This window comes from Ureibacillus sp. 179-F W5.1 NHS, from assembly GCF_045369345.1.
Classification (GTDB): Bacteria; Bacillota; Bacilli; order Bacillales_A; family Planococcaceae; genus Ureibacillus; species Ureibacillus halotolerans.
In genome coordinates this window covers 1-15,366 of the sequence record NZ_JBIQFG010000025.1, presented here as the reverse complement: position 1 = coordinate 15,366, position 15,366 = coordinate 1, and the positions used below count along the sequence as shown (strand labels likewise).

Here is a 15,366-nt window from a genome sequence, read left to right as displayed (position 1 = left end):
AACTAGGGAGTACAGTTTTTTAAGTTAAAATGTTCCATTATTTAACGCTCTTTGCATTGCTTTTACAAGTTGGGATGGTTTACTAATAAAACCATCTTGTGTCGTACCGAATCTTCTTTGTAATGCTCTAATCATGAGTGAGGGATAACTTATAAATCCATCAACCGTTGTTCCTAAATCTTTCTGCATTGCACGAATTAATTGGCTTCCGCCACTACCAAAGCGAGCTGATGGAATATTTACAGTCGACGGATTTCTCGGTTGGCCGCTAATAATACCATCGACTGTTGTACCATAATGACGTTGCAATGCTCTTGTTGTTGCTGGTCCCCAATAACCATCTACCGCAAGTTTTGTTGATGACTGGGATGGTTTTTCACTTGGTGTTGGAACTGGTGTTGGAGTTAGTGAATTTACTGGAGGTCGGCTAGGTGTTGAAACCGGTGTTTCTTGTTCAGATTCAGCTACTTTACTGAGCCCTAAAAAACGAGCAAGACTTTGGGCAACAGATTTTCCAACATTCGCTAGAATTTCATCATTACGTAATTTTACGATATCAATCGTACTATCCATAAAACCGCCTTCAATTAAAATAGAAGGCATTTCTGTTTCACGAACAATGTGTAGGTTCGCTCGTTTTATTCCTCTATTTGTTAAGCCATAAGCTTTAACAACTGCTGGATGAATGGCGTTTGCTAATGCAACACTTTGAGGAGATGGGTATGTGAAAGTATATGTTTCTACACCTGTATGAGTCCCCCATCGACCAGATAGGGCGTTGTGATGAAATGAAATATAATAATCTGCACCCCAACTATTTGCGCCGTTTGTCCGTACAATTAATGGAACATCTGTTTCTCCAGTTGGATCATCAAATCTTTTCGTAATAACCCCTTTATACAAGGCTAATTCATTCGCAAAAGCACGGGCAACTTTATTGTTAAAAGACCACTCTCTTTCTCCGTCTGGTGACCGTTTTCCTGGTGTATGATATCCATGACCGGCACCATATCCTATTTTTATCATTTTTCATCACCCTCGGAAATAGTATATGCATAGAATAAATAGAGGTTAGAACAGTTGCCTCAAATTTAAAAAAGAATTCTCTATTCTATTAAATACTATCCGATAGGAGGAAAAGAGACTTCCTTCCGTAAATAAAAAGTTTCACGAAATTAGGTATTGGAGATTGATAAGCTATCCTTTTTAAGAATTAAGGAATATCATTTACAGCCAGAAGTTGAACACTGGATTCAAACCAGTTTAATTTTTCTCTAAATCGAACTACTTCACCAATAATAATCATGCTAGGGTTGGTGATTTGCTCCTGCTTTGCCATTTCTTCAATATTATCTAAAGTGCCTACTAATGTACGTTGAAAAGCAGTAGTTCCTTTATGAATAAGGGCAACGGGTGTTTCTTTACTTTTACCATTGGCAATTAGTTGTTCGGTAATATGCTTTAAATTTCTCATTCCCATATAAATGGCTAACGTATCAATACTTGAAGCTAAAGCGGACCAATTCATATTATCTGTTTCCCCTTGTTTACGATGGCCAGTTATTAGCGCAAAAGAAGAACTATAGTTTCGGTGAGTTACTGGTATGCCTGCATAAGCAGCGGTTGCAATACTCGATGTTATTCCAGGAACAATTTCAAAAGGAACTCCTGCATTAATACAAGCTTCAGCTTCTTCACCACCTCGACCAAATATAAATGGGTCGCCACCTTTTAAACGAGTAACAATTTTTCCTTGCTTTGCGTATTTTACTAATTCAAGATTAATCGTATTTTGTTGCATCGTATGACAATTCGGTAGCTTACCACAGGAAATGATTTCCGCTCCCTTTTTAGCATATTTCAATAAATTTGGATTAATCAATCGGTCATAGAGAATAACATCAGCTTTTTTTATACAATTTAATCCTTTTACTGTAATCAACTCTTCATCACCTGGACCAGCACCTACGATATATACAGTTCCCATTTATAAATCCTCTACTTCTTTAATGGAACTTGATTGTTTTATTTTGTACAAGCTGACTCCATTTTTTGAAAATCCATGGTAAGTTGCATAAAGGACTAATCCTGTAAAAATAAAACCACCTATTATATTCCCAAATAACACAGGAATTTGGTTCCAAACCCACCAGTCACCAAAGCCAACATCAGCACCCAATAACATACCTGCTGGAATGACAAACATGTTAACTACGGCATGTTCGAATCCTTGAGCAAAGAAGATTAAAATAGGTAGCCACATTGCAACAATTTTTCCAATAGTAGACTGAGTAGTCATTGCCATTACAGCCCCTAGAGAGACCATCCAATTACAAAGAACTGCTTTGACTATAACTACAATAATGCCTGTTGCGCCAATGGCTTGATAGCCAATTGTTTTTGCTTCAGCAACTTGAATAATTTTTTCAGCTATCATATTCTCCGATGTCGTTCCAAAATTTGTTACAGTAACAACGAATAATACCGCATAAATAAAGCCGCCAATTAAATGCCCTACAATAACCCAAAACCAATTCAAAAACATTTCTTTGATTGTTGCTTTTTTCTCGAGTACTGCCAATGGAATTAAAGCAAAATTCCCAGTGACCAATTCCAATCCAAGTAAAATAATGATAACAAAAGCAGCAGGAAACAGAATCGCACCTACAATGCCTAATTTTGTTTGCATTTCAGCTGAGAAAGCCAATGTTGTTCCAAACCCTAATAAAGCACCTGATAATATACCCCGTAAGACCATATTATGAATCGATAGTTTTGCTTTGTCTGTCCCTGCTTCAATCATATTTTCAATCACTTGCTTCGGTTTTACATATGACATAGGCATTCTCCTTTTTATTTAATAGTGGATACTTCCTTAAATGATTAAGAAAGAAGAATATAAACATCGTCCCCTTTGACTTCTACTTGATAAGTTTTGACACATCCATGATCCGGTTCTTGAACTTTACCTGTCGTAACGTCAATTTTCCAATCGTGCATTGGGCAAAAAACATGCTGTCCACTAATTAAACCTTCTACTAATACACCGCCTTTGTGGGGACACCGATTTTCAATCGCATAAAATTCCCCACTTTTCAAATGAAATAAAGCTATTTCTGTTTCTCCTACACGAATCGTTTTTCCGAAGTCCTTTGCTACTTCATCAATTTTTAATACCTTTATACGTTCCACTACTTGTTTCATCCTGTTCCCTCCCGTTTGGAATAATTAGACTTTTACTTTTTCAAACAACTCACTTTTTAACTTCTCACTATGAATAATCTTCTTCCAAGGATCTTGTTGAACAGATAAAGCAACTTCTAATCGTTCATTTAATTCTTTTCGTTGTTTTGGATTTTCAATAACGGCTTTAATATTGTCTAAGCCCATTCGCTCTAACCATTTAGATGTCCGTTCTAAATAAATTCCCGTTTCGCGATAATATTGGAAGTAAGCTGATGCGTATTCAATTACTTCGTCCGCTGTTTTTACTTTTCCTAGTAGGTCAGCTGCTCGTAGATGGGTACCTCCATTCCCCCCTACATACATTTCAAATCCACCTTCTACTCCAACTACACCAAAATCTTTAATACCTGATTCGGCACAATTTCTCGGGCAAGCGGATACGGCCATTTTAAATTTATGGGGACTGCCTACTCGTTCTAAACGTTTCTCTAAAGCAATTCCTAAACTCATAGAATCCTGTGTGCCAAAACGACAGAACGTTTCTCCAACACATGTTTTCACTGTTCGTAAAGTTTTACCATATGCATAACCTGAAGGCATATCAAGTTCTTCCCAAACCTTAGGTAAATCTTCTTTTTCGATACCGAAAATATCAATTCGTTGGCCACCAGTAATTTTCAATAACTTTGCGTTATATTTATCAGCCACATCGGCGATTTTCCGTAATTGATCTGAATTTGTCACACCCCCATACATACGGGGTACAACACCAAAGGAACCATCCTTTTGAATATTGGCATGTAAGCGTTCATTTACATAACGGGATTCATTTTCATCTTCATAGTCAAGTGGATAAATCATGCCTAAATAATAATTTAGAGCTGGACGGCATTTTGAACAGCCTTCACTAGTCGACCAACCTAAAACATTCATCACTTCCCGAGTATGCATTAATTTTTTGTTACGAATTGCATCTAAAACTTCGTCACGGGATAAATCCGTACAACTACACAAAGTTTCTTTCGAAACTGTTGCAACAAATTGATCACCTAAAGTGATTTCAAGTAATTCAGAGATCATTGATTTACAGCCGCCGCACGATCTTGAAGCACTCGTACATGCTTTTATTCCATCAACAGATGTACACTCCTGTTCATGAATCGCTTGTACGATTGTTCCTTTAGATACACCATTACAACCACAAATGATTTCATCGGAAGCCATTGACGCAACAACACTTTCGCCCGAATCACCTCCAATCGGCTGCAATAAACTTACCTTTACTGTATCTGAAATATCAGCCTGTTTTTTAATCATGGAAAAAAGTCGATTTCCTTCTTTACTATCACCGAACAGTACCGCACCGACTAACTTCTTTCCGACAAATACCATTTTTTTATAAATACCATCTTGTTCGTCAAACACCTTTAAAGCTTTTCTTTCTCCGCCTTCGATGAAATCTCCAGCAGAAAAAACTTCCACTCCAGAAACTTTTAATTGGGTAGATACAACTGAACCTTTATAAGGATTTGTTTCATATCCACTAATCTTTTTAGCTAATACTTTCCCTTGTTCAAAAAGCGGAGCAACTAATCCGTATGCGATTCCATTATGTTCTGCACATTCTCCAACAGCATATATGTTAGGAAAACTCGTTTCCAAGAAGTCATTGACTATAATGCCACGGTTCGTTTTAAGCCCCGCACTTTTTGCTAAATCGATATTTGGTTTAATCCCAACTGCCATCACAACTAGGTCGCACATCAATGTTTCTCCATCTGAAAACTTTAAAAATTCCACTCTTTTTTGACCAACTATTTCTGTTGTATTTTTTTGTAGTAAAAAACGCATCCCTTGTTTTTCCAACTCTTTTTTTAATAAAGTAGCTGCAGCTTCATCCAATTGTCGATCCATTAAATTTTCTCCAAGGTGTACAACCGTTACATCCATTCCTAAATTTAATAAACCTCTAGCCGCTTCTAATCCTAAAAGTCCCCCTCCAATTACAGCTGCTTTTCGATATTTTTTTGAGGCTGCAAGCATTTCATCGGTATCTTTCATGTCTCTGAAAGTCGTTACTCCCTCTAAGTCCGCTCCAGGTATCGGTAAAATAAATGGTTTTGATCCAGTAGCTAATATAAGCTCATCATAGGTTAAAGTTGTTCCCACATTTGTTGTAATCATCTTTTCTTCTCTATCAATATAAATTACCTTTTCATTCGTTAACAATTGAATATTGTTCTCCTCATACCAATCCCAATCATTTAATGTGATATCATCTAACGTCGTATCACCTTGTAATACTTTAGACAATAAAATTCGATTATAATTTGGATGAGGTTCTTCACCAATTATCGTTATTTCAAATTGATCTTTTGAAATTGCTAAAATTTCTTCGATTGTTTTTACACCCGCCATCCCATTTCCAACAAGGACTAATCGTCTTTTTTCCATTTATAATCCTCCTCTTATCGTTTTGAATTAACAGAAAATTCTAAACTATATCTATGTCAGATAATATCACATAAGAAGTATTTGTAAAGCATCTTTTTTCCAATTTTTCATAGAAAACGTTTTCTTTTTGCTTGATTTTTATAGTAAGAAGTCAAATTCGACGGATTTTTAAACGTTTTCATAAAATTTATGTAAGTTTTTTTAACATTTAGAATTTTATCATCGGTTTTCTGTTAATATGAAATAAAGAATAGTTTAGGAGGGCGAAACAATGGGTGGATTAGACGATAAATGTATTGCCTTATTAGGCACACGTAAAGTAGACGAACAAATGAATATTATTAAGCAACTTGGAGGTTCTGCTGTTCACCGACCAGCGCAAGGAACTGTATTTTTTGACTCCAGTTTTATAGGTAGTGAAATTAAAGAAATTATTAACGGTAAATTTCAATGGATTATTTTCACAACAGGTATTGGAATTGATAAATTATTTGAGGTTGCAAAGGAGATGGATTATGAAGAAAATCTTCAACAAGCCCTTTCCACTATGAAAATTGCCGTTCGCGGGTATAAAGGTGCGAATTCCTTAAAGAAAAGAGGATTATTTCCGATTGTTAGAGATGATGATGGAAGTATTGCAGGACTAATTCGTGCATTTGCTTCCCATAATCTTAAGAATCAATCCGTTGCCGTTCAATTATACGGATCCCCTTCAATTGAATTGATAAATTGGTTAAAGGAGCAACAAGCAAACTTTCAGGAAATTATTCCATATCAACATATCCCACCTCAAAAGGAGATATTGGAACAACTATTGAATGAAATTCTAACAAATCAATTGGATGCTGTCAGTTTTACTAGCGTTCAACAAGTACATTACGTTTTTAAATATGCGAAACAACGCAATCTTCATTTTGAACTTTTAAGTGCATTGGAAGAAAACGTTTTAGCGCTTCCAATAGGAAAAGTGACAGGTAATGCCTTAAAGGAACAAGGAGTTAAAAGAATGCTCATTCCTCAAGATGAACGAATCGGGAGTGCTTTAATGACTTTAAATAAATATTTTAAGGAAAGCGTCACTAGGTCCAATTAACCTTTGTCTCATTATAAATGGCTAATTCATCAAAATGAATTAGCCATTCTTTAATTAAAACTTAAAAATATTTCCTCTTCTCCTTTATAAGTCCTTCTATATTTTGATTCCCTTCATAGAATGGAAGTAAATTTCTTAAAAGGAGATGGACTCATGTTTGCTGTTCATTTTTATGAAAAAAATAACCTTTTTATTAGTCAATTACTTAATCATATTCCAACTGAAGGTGCTGAAATTAAACTGAAAGGTCGTAAAGGAAAAGTAATAAGTGTAACCGAAATTGAGCCTAACAAATATCATGTACAGCTTGAATTAGAAACAGTAAAGAAACAATCTTTAGTCAATAACGTAGATAAGAAGAAAAGAAGATAAAAGTTGTTATGATTATCAGTACCACTTTTTTGCTCCTACAGCATTTCAAAGCGGTTTTTTCATTTTAAATGAGCTTGTACGTCTTGTATAATCCATTGAGATGCTGAAAGTAAATCAGGAAAAACAGCATCGGCTAATGGATCATTTTCACCAAGGAAGACCGTTTTCGTCCCTGCTTTTTTACCCGCTTGTATATCCGTATCTGTATCTCCTACCATATAGCTGTTCTCTAAATTCACATGATATTTTCTACTTAAATCGATTAGCATTTTACTGCCTGGTTTTCGGCACTCACATCCTGCTTTCGGTTTATGAGGACAAAAGGCCACATCATGTATGATTGCACCAAATTTAGCTAATTCCTTCACCATATGTTCGTGAATTTGAATAAGTTGAGACTCCTTCATAAAACCAAGTCCTACTCCCCCTTGATTTGTCACTACAAAAATAAAATCAAAATAGCGATTTAATTGTTTAATGGCTTCTGGAACACCCGGTAAAAAATAAAAATCCTTTGGTTGATTTACAAACTTCACTCGATTAGTTAAAACCTCATTAATAACGCCATCCCGATCTAAAAACACAGCACTATTCATTCCTTCACACCTTTTTATTTATAACTTTATTTTTTATTAAATGATCAATTAACTTTACCTTTTTAATATAACTAATAAATACGGGGAAAAGGGATTTCGATTTCGTGATCATTTTGTTTTTAATCGTATGGAACATTCCAGGGATTTGTTTAATCGTTCCCCTGTCTATTGCTTTTACTTTATTTGTAAATGTTTGGAGATTCCCTTTTATCTCTTTTCCATTTTCCATTACTTCAATCACAAGCGTTTCAACTAATGACATAAAGAAAACTAAAATCAATAACATCGTTATGACGATGTCAGCAAGTTGCTCTATTTTCCCAGCAACATCTATCGTTACGATCATTTTTACTAGAAAAAAAATTACGCCACTGCCAAAGGTAATCGATGCATTATAAAGTATGTAATTGTAAGATATTTTTTTACCTAAATACACATTCGTAGCGGTAATTGTAATCATCATAACAAAAGAAAGAATTAAAACGAAAACATAATTCATCTTCAACACCTACTTTTTGAATAATTATATACCAATTATTCCATAAATTAGGTGATGTTATTCAATATATGGAAAATTAACGTTTCTTTAATAATCCACAACCTTTTGTAACTTTTAAGTACAAATTTAAAATCTACAAATGGTTACATTATTCATTTCTTTTTACGCAAAATATAAATGAGAAAATCAAAAAATAATAGGAGGGACTACATTGAAACAATTAAATAAATATTGGATTTATGTCTTAACAACTTTCCTAGCAGTAGGAATTTCCTTTAGCTCTGTAGCATCGGTTTCCGCTCATAATAACCATCATAAGTTTCACGATGAATATGAACAACTTGATGCTAAAACAAAAGAAAAAGTAGACAATATTTTAAGTTCTTTAAAAACAGACTTAAAGGAACTTGGTTTGGAAATACCGGATCATAAAGAAAAACACGAACAATTTGATAAATTAGACGATGAAACGAAAAAAAAGATAAAGGAAATTTTCAAACAATTAAAATCAGGTGAAATTACAAAAGAAGAGGCCGATCAGCAGTTTAAAGCTCTTGGAGTAAATCCCCGAGAAAAACATAAGCATTGTCTAGCATTTGAGAATTTAGATGAAACAACGAAAACAAAAGTAAAAGAAATCTTTAAGCAAAAGAAAGATGGGACAATTACAAAAAAAGAAGCAGATCAAAAATTAGCTGCTCTTGGAGTTGAAATGCCTAAACATCCAATGCATGAAAGTTATGAAAAATTAGACGAAAAAACAAAAGAAAAAGTAAAAAGTCGTGTAGAGGAAGCAAAGGCAGAATTTAAAAAAATCGATGTGACATTTCCAAAGAAATTTGATTACTTAACAAAGTAAACATTAAAAAGCGTGTGAATTCATCACACGCTTTTCATTATTAAACAAGATCATTTTTATTTTTATCTTCTTTGTCGCCTTTTCCGTCATTTTCGTAAAGATTTAATGCCCGTTCTCTTTCTTCCTTCGAAAAATCAGGTTCATCACCGAATTCTGTTTGGTAATTCATATTTGTATATGCATTGGAATGACGATTATCTTCAAGCACCACTTCGTCATCTTTTAATTCTCTAAACAACAGTGGTATACATAATAAACCAGCTAATCCGACTAGGCTATACACAATTCTTGATAATGCTGATTCTTGACCTCCAAACAGTGTTGCAACTAAATCAAAATTAAATAAACCGATTAATCCCCAGTTAATTGCCCCAATAATGACAAGAACAAGTGAAATTCGATATATAATACCCATGTGAACCTCCTACAATCAATTTTTATTGTGCATCTTTATTTTTTGCAATCCGCATAAATTTATACTGTTATTCGATGAATATAACGAATTATGCGGTCATATTCTAAAATATGATGAAAATCATTTGCCCAAATTTCCAGTTTTTATTAAGAAAATTTGGAATCGCTCAACGAGAAGGGAAGAAAAAAATTGATCGTAAAACAAAGATATGTGAAAAAAAGTGATGTTGTATGGTGTACAGAATCAGAAAGTTGTACTTCTGTTTTAGCAAAACTGAAAGAATCTGGCTTCCGCTGCATTCCGATTCTTGATGACCATGGGCAAAAATTTATTGGAAATGCATATAAGGTAGCGATTTTGGAACATTTATTGGAACAACCCAATATGGATATCCCGATATCACAACTTGTTCAAGATGTAGATGGACACATTTATGAAGAAAGCTCTTTTTTTAAAGTGTTCTTTTCAATAAAACGACTACCCTATTTAGCTGTAGTTGATGAACATCAACAATTTGTAGGCATTATTACCCATTCGAAAGTATTTGAATTGTTGGAAGAAGCTTGGGGATATAAAACAGGCAGTTGTGCATTAACAATTGCCCTTCCTGATACGGAAGGAATTTTAGCTAAAATTTTAACTCTCATTAAGAAAAAATCTACTATAAAAGGTGTATTTTCAATCGATGATGACAATTGGTATTTAAGAAGAATTATTGTGACTTTAGGTAAAGGAGCAAACAACCAAACCATTAAAGAAGTAGAAGAACTTCTTCACAAAGTAGGAGCAAGGCTAATCGATGTAGAAATATTTAATCAAGATCAATTCAAATGAACAAATGCGATTGAGAAAAACTTCTCAATCGCATTTCCTTTTAATTTAAATTAAATTTATATACATCTCGATCATTTAATTGTTGTATTGGCCGATTATTCTGTAAAAAAATGGAGCTAAAACGATTAATTTGTTCATTCGACATTTCAATTGGCTCCTCTAAGATTAACCAGTTAACACCTTCTGTACATGGAGGAGCTGTTAAAGATCCCACATATTGATATACTTCTTTATTTTCAGGTAAAAGCTGTTGTAAATCAACAGGGTTTTTTAACAATTTCGCTGCCGCATCACCATCAGTTGGTATTTCATCCCACATTTCTGCTAAAACGGCATTTTCTTTTCCACTTTCAATGAATAAACCGATAATGGCTAGCTCACCCTCTTCTGATTCATGGAAAAGTTGCGCTTCCATATCGAAGTATTGGCCATTTAATTGGTGCTCACTCGGAGAATGGAAATGAATTCCTGTTAATTTAAATTCCTTGTCGTTCATTAAAAGAGAATTATCTAAAGTAGTTGAGTTAGCTTCTATTGTATGTCCAATATTTTCCACCGCAAATATCGCTTGATCGTAATTTAATGACACTTGTTCTGCTAATTTTTTTGCCTGCTCTTCGTCAATCGTTTCATTTACTTCTATGTTAATAGGCGATTGTAATGTACCTTTGCCACAAGCTTCATAATTGGAATTAACATTCAACATTTCATTTGAATTGTTCGTTTCCCCATTAGGAGAAGCCCCATTGTTCGCTGTTAATTGTTGTTTATTTTCAACTGGGGCTTGTTCAATTGGAGGATTTACTATATAGCTTACTGCGACTACAACAATGGCAATTAATAAAAAAGCATAGATGTAGCTTTTTTTCATTTGTGTTTTCTCCTTTTTCATATACTTTTTATCAAGGTAGCCAATAATCTATTCTTTCTATTCAACATAAGAAAATTTTTATTTTTATAAGGAAAAATTATTTAATATAAAATAAACCTCCGTTGATGATTTCGACTTTAATTCGAGGGTTAAACCGGTCTTCCAATCCCCTTTTCTCAATTTCATAACTTTCCGGTTTTTCTTTTACGCCAACATAAAAGTAATCTAACACTTCCTGTTCTTTAACCCATCGTTTTTTTGCTTCTTCTGCCCAAGAATGATCATCCTTTTGGATAATATTTTGAATCATTAAATCTAACCGTTCCAAAGCTCTTGTTGGCTTTATAATATATTGCAAACAAAAAGTATCTTTAGGTGGTAGAGGTTCCAAATCTAATTGACTAACAAATTCATGAAAATGGTCTTCAATCTCGCCATTTATTAAATTAATTCCTAAAGAATAAAGCTTTTCCTTTGTGTAATCACAATAATAGGAAACTTTATAATTAACACAAAAATATGGTGTTAACGTTTGTTGTTTCCCTTCCTCATTACTAAATTGTTGATACATCTTTACGAATGAACCAAGGTCCTTTGTTGCTTTAAATATTTGATTTAATCTTCCAGAACCGAAATGAATAATTTCACCCATTAATGGATTATCTATTTTTGTTCGATTCGTAATTAATGTAAGTCTGGCTGGATTTGGCGTACTATTTGTTGCCTCGATATATTGCCAGTAGAAGGGGCGATTCATTATTTTTTTATCAATATCAACTGTTAATTGAACCATTAATAAATGCCCTTCATCAGATAGAACTTCGCAACCTGTTTCATTAAAAAAGCTTTTTAAATAATTATGAATTTCCTCAGCATACATAAAATTAGTACCCCTTTTTCATCCAAGGTCTATTTTTTTATAGTTAATCATCCAACAATTACGCCTTTCGAGTTAAAATGTCGTCTAAATCTCCTACTACTTTTTCAAAAACATCAATTTTACTACTTAATAAATCTAAAATTTTCTGCTCAATCGTCTGTTCAATCGCTAAATTATAAATATGGACATCTTCTTCTTGTCCTAAACGGTGAACACGCCCTATTCTTTGTTCCAACTTCATCGGATTCCACGGTAAATCATAGTTAATAACATGATGACAGAATTGAAGGTTAATCCCCTCTCCTCCAGACTCTGTTGCTATAAGCACTTGAGCACGTTCTCGGAATAATTGTTTCATCCAATCCCGTTTACTTTTACTAAATTTCCCGTTAAATAATACACTAGTAATTCCTTTTGTGTATAAATACCATTGTAAATAAGCTTGTGTTGCTCGATATTCAGTAAAAATAATGACTTTATCTTGTGCTTTTTCTATAATTTCGATTACCTTTTCCGCTTTTGCATTAATTTCTAGATTCATTAACTTCTCCATTATTGCTTCTATATATTCCTTCTCTTCTGATTGAGCACATTTTTGGAGCATTTTATTTAACGTTAAAAAGGTTGCTTCTTTACTGCTACACATTTCCTTCAGTAAAGTCACCATTGTAAAGGAGCTTGAAAAGATTGAGGATATTGATTTCAATTCACTAATCATGTCGTAAACTTCTTTTTCTTGTTCAGTGAACTGTACTGTTATCGTTTGAACTTTCCTTCTTGTCCACTCAACTCCCGTATCATGTCTTCTGTTCCTTACCATTACTTGATTCACAAGCTCTCTTAAATATTTCTCTCCATCTAGACTATTTTTTGTAGCTGAAAAGGAACTTTGAAATGCCTCATAGTTACCTAAATGACCAGGTTTTAATAAAGAAACTAAGTAAAAGATCTCAAATACATCATTTTGAATCGGTGTTGCTGTTAATAACAGGCAAAACTTTTTCTTTAAACTTTGTACGAATTCATAGATTTGCGTTTTATGATTTTTTAATTTATGTGCTTCATCTATAATGATCATATCGTAATCTTGTTCATAAATTTTTTCTCGATGGGGACTTTTTTTGGCAGTATCCATACTCATAACTACCACATCATAATGATCAATAGGTGTATTTTTCCGATAGGAGATAGCTGGTATGAAAAAACGTACATTCAACTCTGTCACCCATTGGTTTTGCAACGATGCGGGAACTAAAATAAGGGCTTTCTTCACTAAACCACGAATCATATATTCTTTCATAATCAAACCGGCTTCTATGGTTTTCCCTAGACCTACCTCATCTGCTAAAATCGCTTTTCCATTCATCTTTTCGATAACGGTTTGGGCTGCTTCTACTTGATGAGGTAATAATTGTAAGTTTGTTAAAAATTTCGGAGCTTGCAATCCGGAAAACTCAGGTATTAAGTTCATTTTCTCAATTTCATAACTCATTTTATAAAGGGTCCAACTATCCCATGGACCATCTTGTTCAAAGCGTTCAAAAAAGTCCTCTCTCCAGTTAGTCGATCGTTCAATAATCATTTGAAGACACCTCGCTTGTTATAACTTTTATAATGTCCAAAAAATAAAAAAATATAAATGAACATTGGAGTAAAACAAGCATTTTAGTGAAAATAATAAATTTATGGATGTTTTTAGAAATAAGTGGGATTTGTTTCATTTTATTTGGAAGACCCATTTATACCTTTGGATGATATACGTAAAGGAACAAAAAAAGAACAGAAACTTATCTGTCCTTTAAGTCAGCTTCTGCTACTTTTTTTACCCTTCCCATAAATTGAATAACAGGTTTATCAGATGCAAACTTTACTAATGGTTTTAAAAACCATTTCAAAGGTTGATTCGTCGTCTTGTATTTAAAAAGCGTTTTTTGATCATCTATTTTTTCCAATTCATATTGGGCTGATATATTAAACCATTGTGCAAGATTAAATCCTATCGTTAGTTTTTTATAATCGCACTCATTCTCATACTCTAACGTTTTTACTTCATACTCTTGGATTCGTTTACCTTCTCGATATTTTTGAAGATATACACTTCCAACTTTATTGGAAGTGAGCTTAAGCGGTTCATGGGATACAACTTGAGGCATTATTTTTTGCATTTCTTCTACATTACCATCGAATAACTTCCATATTTTTTCTATTGATGCATGAATTACGATTTCTTTTGACCAGGATTTCACTTTTTACCCCCAAAGTATGTCTTACTCTTATACTATCTTTTCCAACTATAATTTACCAATAACTTGTAACTTTATACGGATAGCAGAAACTCAAAAAATGGAAATTAATTTAAAAGACCTACGTTAATTTCTCTTTCAAAAGCAGCTAATTTAAATTTTAGCTCCCCTATATTTTGTTACAAATATATCCAAATCCACATCATTTTGTAACATAAAGTTCAGCATATTGTAAAAAGAAAAATATTGTAAATTTGTTAGTAATTATATAAAATATCTTTTGTAAACTATTTTATACATGTATACTATTTTATACAATTTGAAAATTAGTAGTACAAAAGCTCCATGGAGAAATTAGAAAATGTGAAATTTTTCACTTTGAAAGTGATCCAATAATAGTTTTGTAATATAATATTTTTCAATTAAAAATTTCAAATTTTCTAACTATTTAATCACTCATTTATTTTCTTTCTTTTCAACAAGTATTCTTAAAAAATCGTCATTATTCGAGTATGTGTCGACTTCGACAATTTGCATTTTGACAAATTCACCTTAATTGGACTAATTTTTTTAAAACAAGTCTTGATTATTTTAAAATACGGAGGTTGTTAGGGATTACTAGCGTTACGCAAAAAAAAAATTTATTACAAAGATTAAAATGAAAATATGTGTCTATTTAAAAGATTAATTGTGACATATTTGTGAATTCCGTTTTTTCAACCATGAACCGACATAATTTTTAAGATAAGTAATATACAATTACTAAAGTAAATTACAAATCTATTAAATTTTAATATAATACTAAATCTTGGAGGATTATTTAAATGCGAAGTAAATTTTATAGACAAATTTTAAAACTACTTATTGAAATGAAAAGAAAGGATATGTATAAAAAAGCAAACAATTTAGGCTTTACTCACCCCGAAACTGTAACATGTAGCCAAGAATTAGATGCTTTACTTAATATCTATTTACATAAAGCTGCATAAAGGAGCATTCCTGTTAGAAGGATTTTCGAGGACTTGAACAAAAAAGAGCCCTCTTGGTATGATACGGGGTGTCAA

The 15,366-nt window shown here is 33.1% G+C and carries 17 protein-coding genes; 5 read left to right on the top strand and 12 right to left on the bottom strand.

Going from position 1 to position 15,366, the window contains the following annotated elements; genetic code table 11:
- Positions 1-24: 24 nt before the first annotated feature.
- The 5 genes from ACH0B5_RS11735 to nirB all read right to left on the bottom strand — a co-directional run bounded on the left by ACH0B5_RS11735 (position 25) and on the right by nirB (position 5,640).
- Positions 25-1,026 (bottom strand): N-acetylmuramoyl-L-alanine amidase, encoded by a 1,002-nt coding sequence (locus ACH0B5_RS11735; RefSeq protein WP_341362180.1) that lies wholly within the window; start codon positions 1,024-1,026, stop codon positions 25-27.
- Between the two features lie 187 nt (positions 1,027-1,213).
- Positions 1,214-1,987, bottom strand: coding sequence for a uroporphyrinogen-III C-methyltransferase (gene cobA, locus ACH0B5_RS11730; RefSeq protein WP_406927848.1), 774 nt, complete (start codon positions 1,985-1,987; stop codon positions 1,214-1,216).
- On the bottom strand, positions 1,988-2,839 hold the full coding sequence (locus tag ACH0B5_RS11725) for a formate/nitrite transporter family protein (protein WP_406927847.1): 852 nt from the start codon (positions 2,837-2,839) through the stop codon (positions 1,988-1,990).
- Between the two features lie 44 nt (positions 2,840-2,883).
- Entirely contained in the window at positions 2,884-3,204 is a 321-nt protein-coding gene (nirD, locus tag ACH0B5_RS11720) for a nitrite reductase small subunit NirD (RefSeq protein WP_122970526.1), read from the bottom strand.
- A gap of 24 nt (positions 3,205-3,228) precedes the next feature.
- The gene (gene nirB / locus ACH0B5_RS11715; RefSeq protein WP_406927846.1) at positions 3,229-5,640 is read right to left on the bottom strand and encodes a nitrite reductase large subunit NirB; all 2,412 of its coding nucleotides are present in this window, start codon (positions 5,638-5,640) and stop codon (positions 3,229-3,231) included.
- 271 nt (positions 5,641-5,911) lie between these two features.
- Between nirB and ACH0B5_RS11710 the strand changes: the two genes are divergently transcribed.
- Both ACH0B5_RS11710 and ACH0B5_RS11705 read left to right on the top strand, forming a co-directional pair.
- The gene (locus ACH0B5_RS11710) at positions 5,912-6,733 is read left to right on the top strand and encodes a uroporphyrinogen-III synthase (protein WP_341362183.1); all 822 of its coding nucleotides are present in this window, start codon (positions 5,912-5,914) and stop codon (positions 6,731-6,733) included.
- Between the two features lie 153 nt (positions 6,734-6,886).
- Complete coding sequence (locus tag ACH0B5_RS11705) at positions 6,887-7,105, top strand: hypothetical protein (RefSeq protein ID WP_122970523.1); 219 nt, start codon at positions 6,887-6,889, stop codon at positions 7,103-7,105.
- Positions 7,106-7,164: 59 nt separating this feature from the next.
- Here the strand turns inward: ACH0B5_RS11705 and ACH0B5_RS11700 are convergent, their stop codons facing one another.
- Both ACH0B5_RS11700 and ACH0B5_RS11695 read right to left on the bottom strand, forming a co-directional pair.
- The gene (locus ACH0B5_RS11700) at positions 7,165-7,701 is read right to left on the bottom strand and encodes a D-glycero-alpha-D-manno-heptose-1,7-bisphosphate 7-phosphatase (protein ID WP_341362184.1); all 537 of its coding nucleotides are present in this window, start codon (positions 7,699-7,701) and stop codon (positions 7,165-7,167) included.
- Between the two features lie 4 nt (positions 7,702-7,705).
- Positions 7,706-8,200, bottom strand: a complete 495-nt coding sequence (locus tag ACH0B5_RS11695) for a hypothetical protein (RefSeq protein ID WP_122970521.1) — start codon at positions 8,198-8,200, stop codon at positions 7,706-7,708.
- A 211-nt stretch (positions 8,201-8,411) separates the two neighbouring features.
- Here ACH0B5_RS11695 and ACH0B5_RS11690 point away from each other — a divergent pair, with 211 nt between their 5' ends.
- The gene (locus ACH0B5_RS11690; protein ID WP_406927845.1) at positions 8,412-9,059 is read left to right on the top strand and encodes a hypothetical protein; all 648 of its coding nucleotides are present in this window, start codon (positions 8,412-8,414) and stop codon (positions 9,057-9,059) included.
- Between the two features lie 40 nt (positions 9,060-9,099).
- Here ACH0B5_RS11690 and ACH0B5_RS11685 read toward each other — a convergent pair whose 3' ends face one another.
- Positions 9,100-9,474, bottom strand: a complete 375-nt coding sequence (locus ACH0B5_RS11685; protein WP_122970519.1) for a DUF378 domain-containing protein — start codon at positions 9,472-9,474, stop codon at positions 9,100-9,102.
- A 189-nt stretch (positions 9,475-9,663) separates the two neighbouring features.
- Between ACH0B5_RS11685 and cbpA the strand changes: the two genes are divergently transcribed.
- A complete protein-coding gene (gene cbpA, locus ACH0B5_RS11680) occupies positions 9,664-10,308 on the top strand; it encodes a cyclic di-AMP binding protein CbpA (protein ID WP_406927844.1) in 645 nt (214 codons plus the stop codon).
- A 40-nt stretch (positions 10,309-10,348) separates the two neighbouring features.
- Here the strand turns inward: cbpA and ACH0B5_RS11675 are convergent, their stop codons facing one another.
- The 4 genes from ACH0B5_RS11675 to ACH0B5_RS11660 all read right to left on the bottom strand — a co-directional run bounded on the left by ACH0B5_RS11675 (position 10,349) and on the right by ACH0B5_RS11660 (position 14,305).
- Positions 10,349-11,179 carry a carbonic anhydrase gene (locus ACH0B5_RS11675; RefSeq protein ID WP_406927843.1) on the bottom strand — a complete coding sequence of 277 codons (831 nt, stop codon included), beginning with the start codon at positions 11,177-11,179 and terminating at the stop codon, positions 10,349-10,351.
- Positions 11,180-11,276: 97 nt separating this feature from the next.
- Positions 11,277-12,059, bottom strand: a complete 783-nt coding sequence (locus ACH0B5_RS11670) for a YqhG family protein (RefSeq protein WP_341362187.1) — start codon at positions 12,057-12,059, stop codon at positions 11,277-11,279.
- 58 nt (positions 12,060-12,117) lie between these two features.
- Positions 12,118-13,641 carry a DEAD/DEAH box helicase gene (locus ACH0B5_RS11665; protein WP_122970515.1) on the bottom strand — a complete coding sequence of 508 codons (1,524 nt, stop codon included), beginning with the start codon at positions 13,639-13,641 and terminating at the stop codon, positions 12,118-12,120.
- A 205-nt stretch (positions 13,642-13,846) separates the two neighbouring features.
- On the bottom strand, positions 13,847-14,305 hold the full coding sequence (locus ACH0B5_RS11660; RefSeq protein ID WP_122970514.1) for an SRPBCC family protein: 459 nt from the start codon (positions 14,303-14,305) through the stop codon (positions 13,847-13,849).
- Between the two features lie 821 nt (positions 14,306-15,126).
- On the opposite strand from ACH0B5_RS11660, the gene ACH0B5_RS11655 reads away from it, so the two are divergent.
- Positions 15,127-15,291 carry an aspartyl-phosphate phosphatase Spo0E family protein gene (locus ACH0B5_RS11655; protein ID WP_122970513.1) on the top strand — a complete coding sequence of 55 codons (165 nt, stop codon included), beginning with the start codon at positions 15,127-15,129 and terminating at the stop codon, positions 15,289-15,291.
- The last annotated feature ends 75 nt before the right edge of the window (positions 15,292-15,366 follow it).

Bases quoted from the DNA above. Each gene is read 5' to 3' on its own strand.
- ACH0B5_RS11735 (WP_341362180.1), bottom strand. From the start codon at position 1,026: ATGATAAAAATAGGATATGGTGCCGGTCATGGATATCATACACCAGGA.
- cobA (WP_406927848.1), bottom strand. From the start codon at position 1,987: ATGGGAACTGTATATATCGTAGGTGCTGGTCCAGGTGATGAAGAGTTG.
- ACH0B5_RS11725 (WP_406927847.1), bottom strand. From the start codon at position 2,839: ATGTCATATGTAAAACCGAAGCAAGTGATTGAAAATATGATTGAAGCA.
- nirD (WP_122970526.1), bottom strand. From the start codon at position 3,204: ATGAAACAAGTAGTGGAACGTATAAAGGTATTAAAAATTGATGAAGTA.
- nirB (WP_406927846.1), bottom strand. From the start codon at position 5,640: ATGGAAAAAAGACGATTAGTCCTTGTTGGAAATGGGATGGCGGGTGTA.
- ACH0B5_RS11710 (WP_341362183.1), top strand. From the start codon at position 5,912: ATGGGTGGATTAGACGATAAATGTATTGCCTTATTAGGCACACGTAAA.
- ACH0B5_RS11705 (WP_122970523.1), top strand. From the start codon at position 6,887: ATGTTTGCTGTTCATTTTTATGAAAAAAATAACCTTTTTATTAGTCAA.
- ACH0B5_RS11700 (WP_341362184.1), bottom strand. From the start codon at position 7,701: ATGAATAGTGCTGTGTTTTTAGATCGGGATGGCGTTATTAATGAGGTT.
- ACH0B5_RS11695 (WP_122970521.1), bottom strand. From the start codon at position 8,200: ATGAATTATGTTTTCGTTTTAATTCTTTCTTTTGTTATGATGATTACA.
- ACH0B5_RS11685 (WP_122970519.1), bottom strand. From the start codon at position 9,474: ATGGGTATTATATATCGAATTTCACTTGTTCTTGTCATTATTGGGGCA.
- ACH0B5_RS11675 (WP_406927843.1), bottom strand. From the start codon at position 11,179: ATGAAAAAAAGCTACATCTATGCTTTTTTATTAATTGCCATTGTTGTA.
- ACH0B5_RS11670 (WP_341362187.1), bottom strand. From the start codon at position 12,059: ATGTATGCTGAGGAAATTCATAATTATTTAAAAAGCTTTTTTAATGAA.
- ACH0B5_RS11665 (WP_122970515.1), bottom strand. From the start codon at position 13,641: ATGATTATTGAACGATCGACTAACTGGAGAGAGGACTTTTTTGAACGC.
- ACH0B5_RS11655 (WP_122970513.1), top strand. From the start codon at position 15,127: ATGCGAAGTAAATTTTATAGACAAATTTTAAAACTACTTATTGAAATG.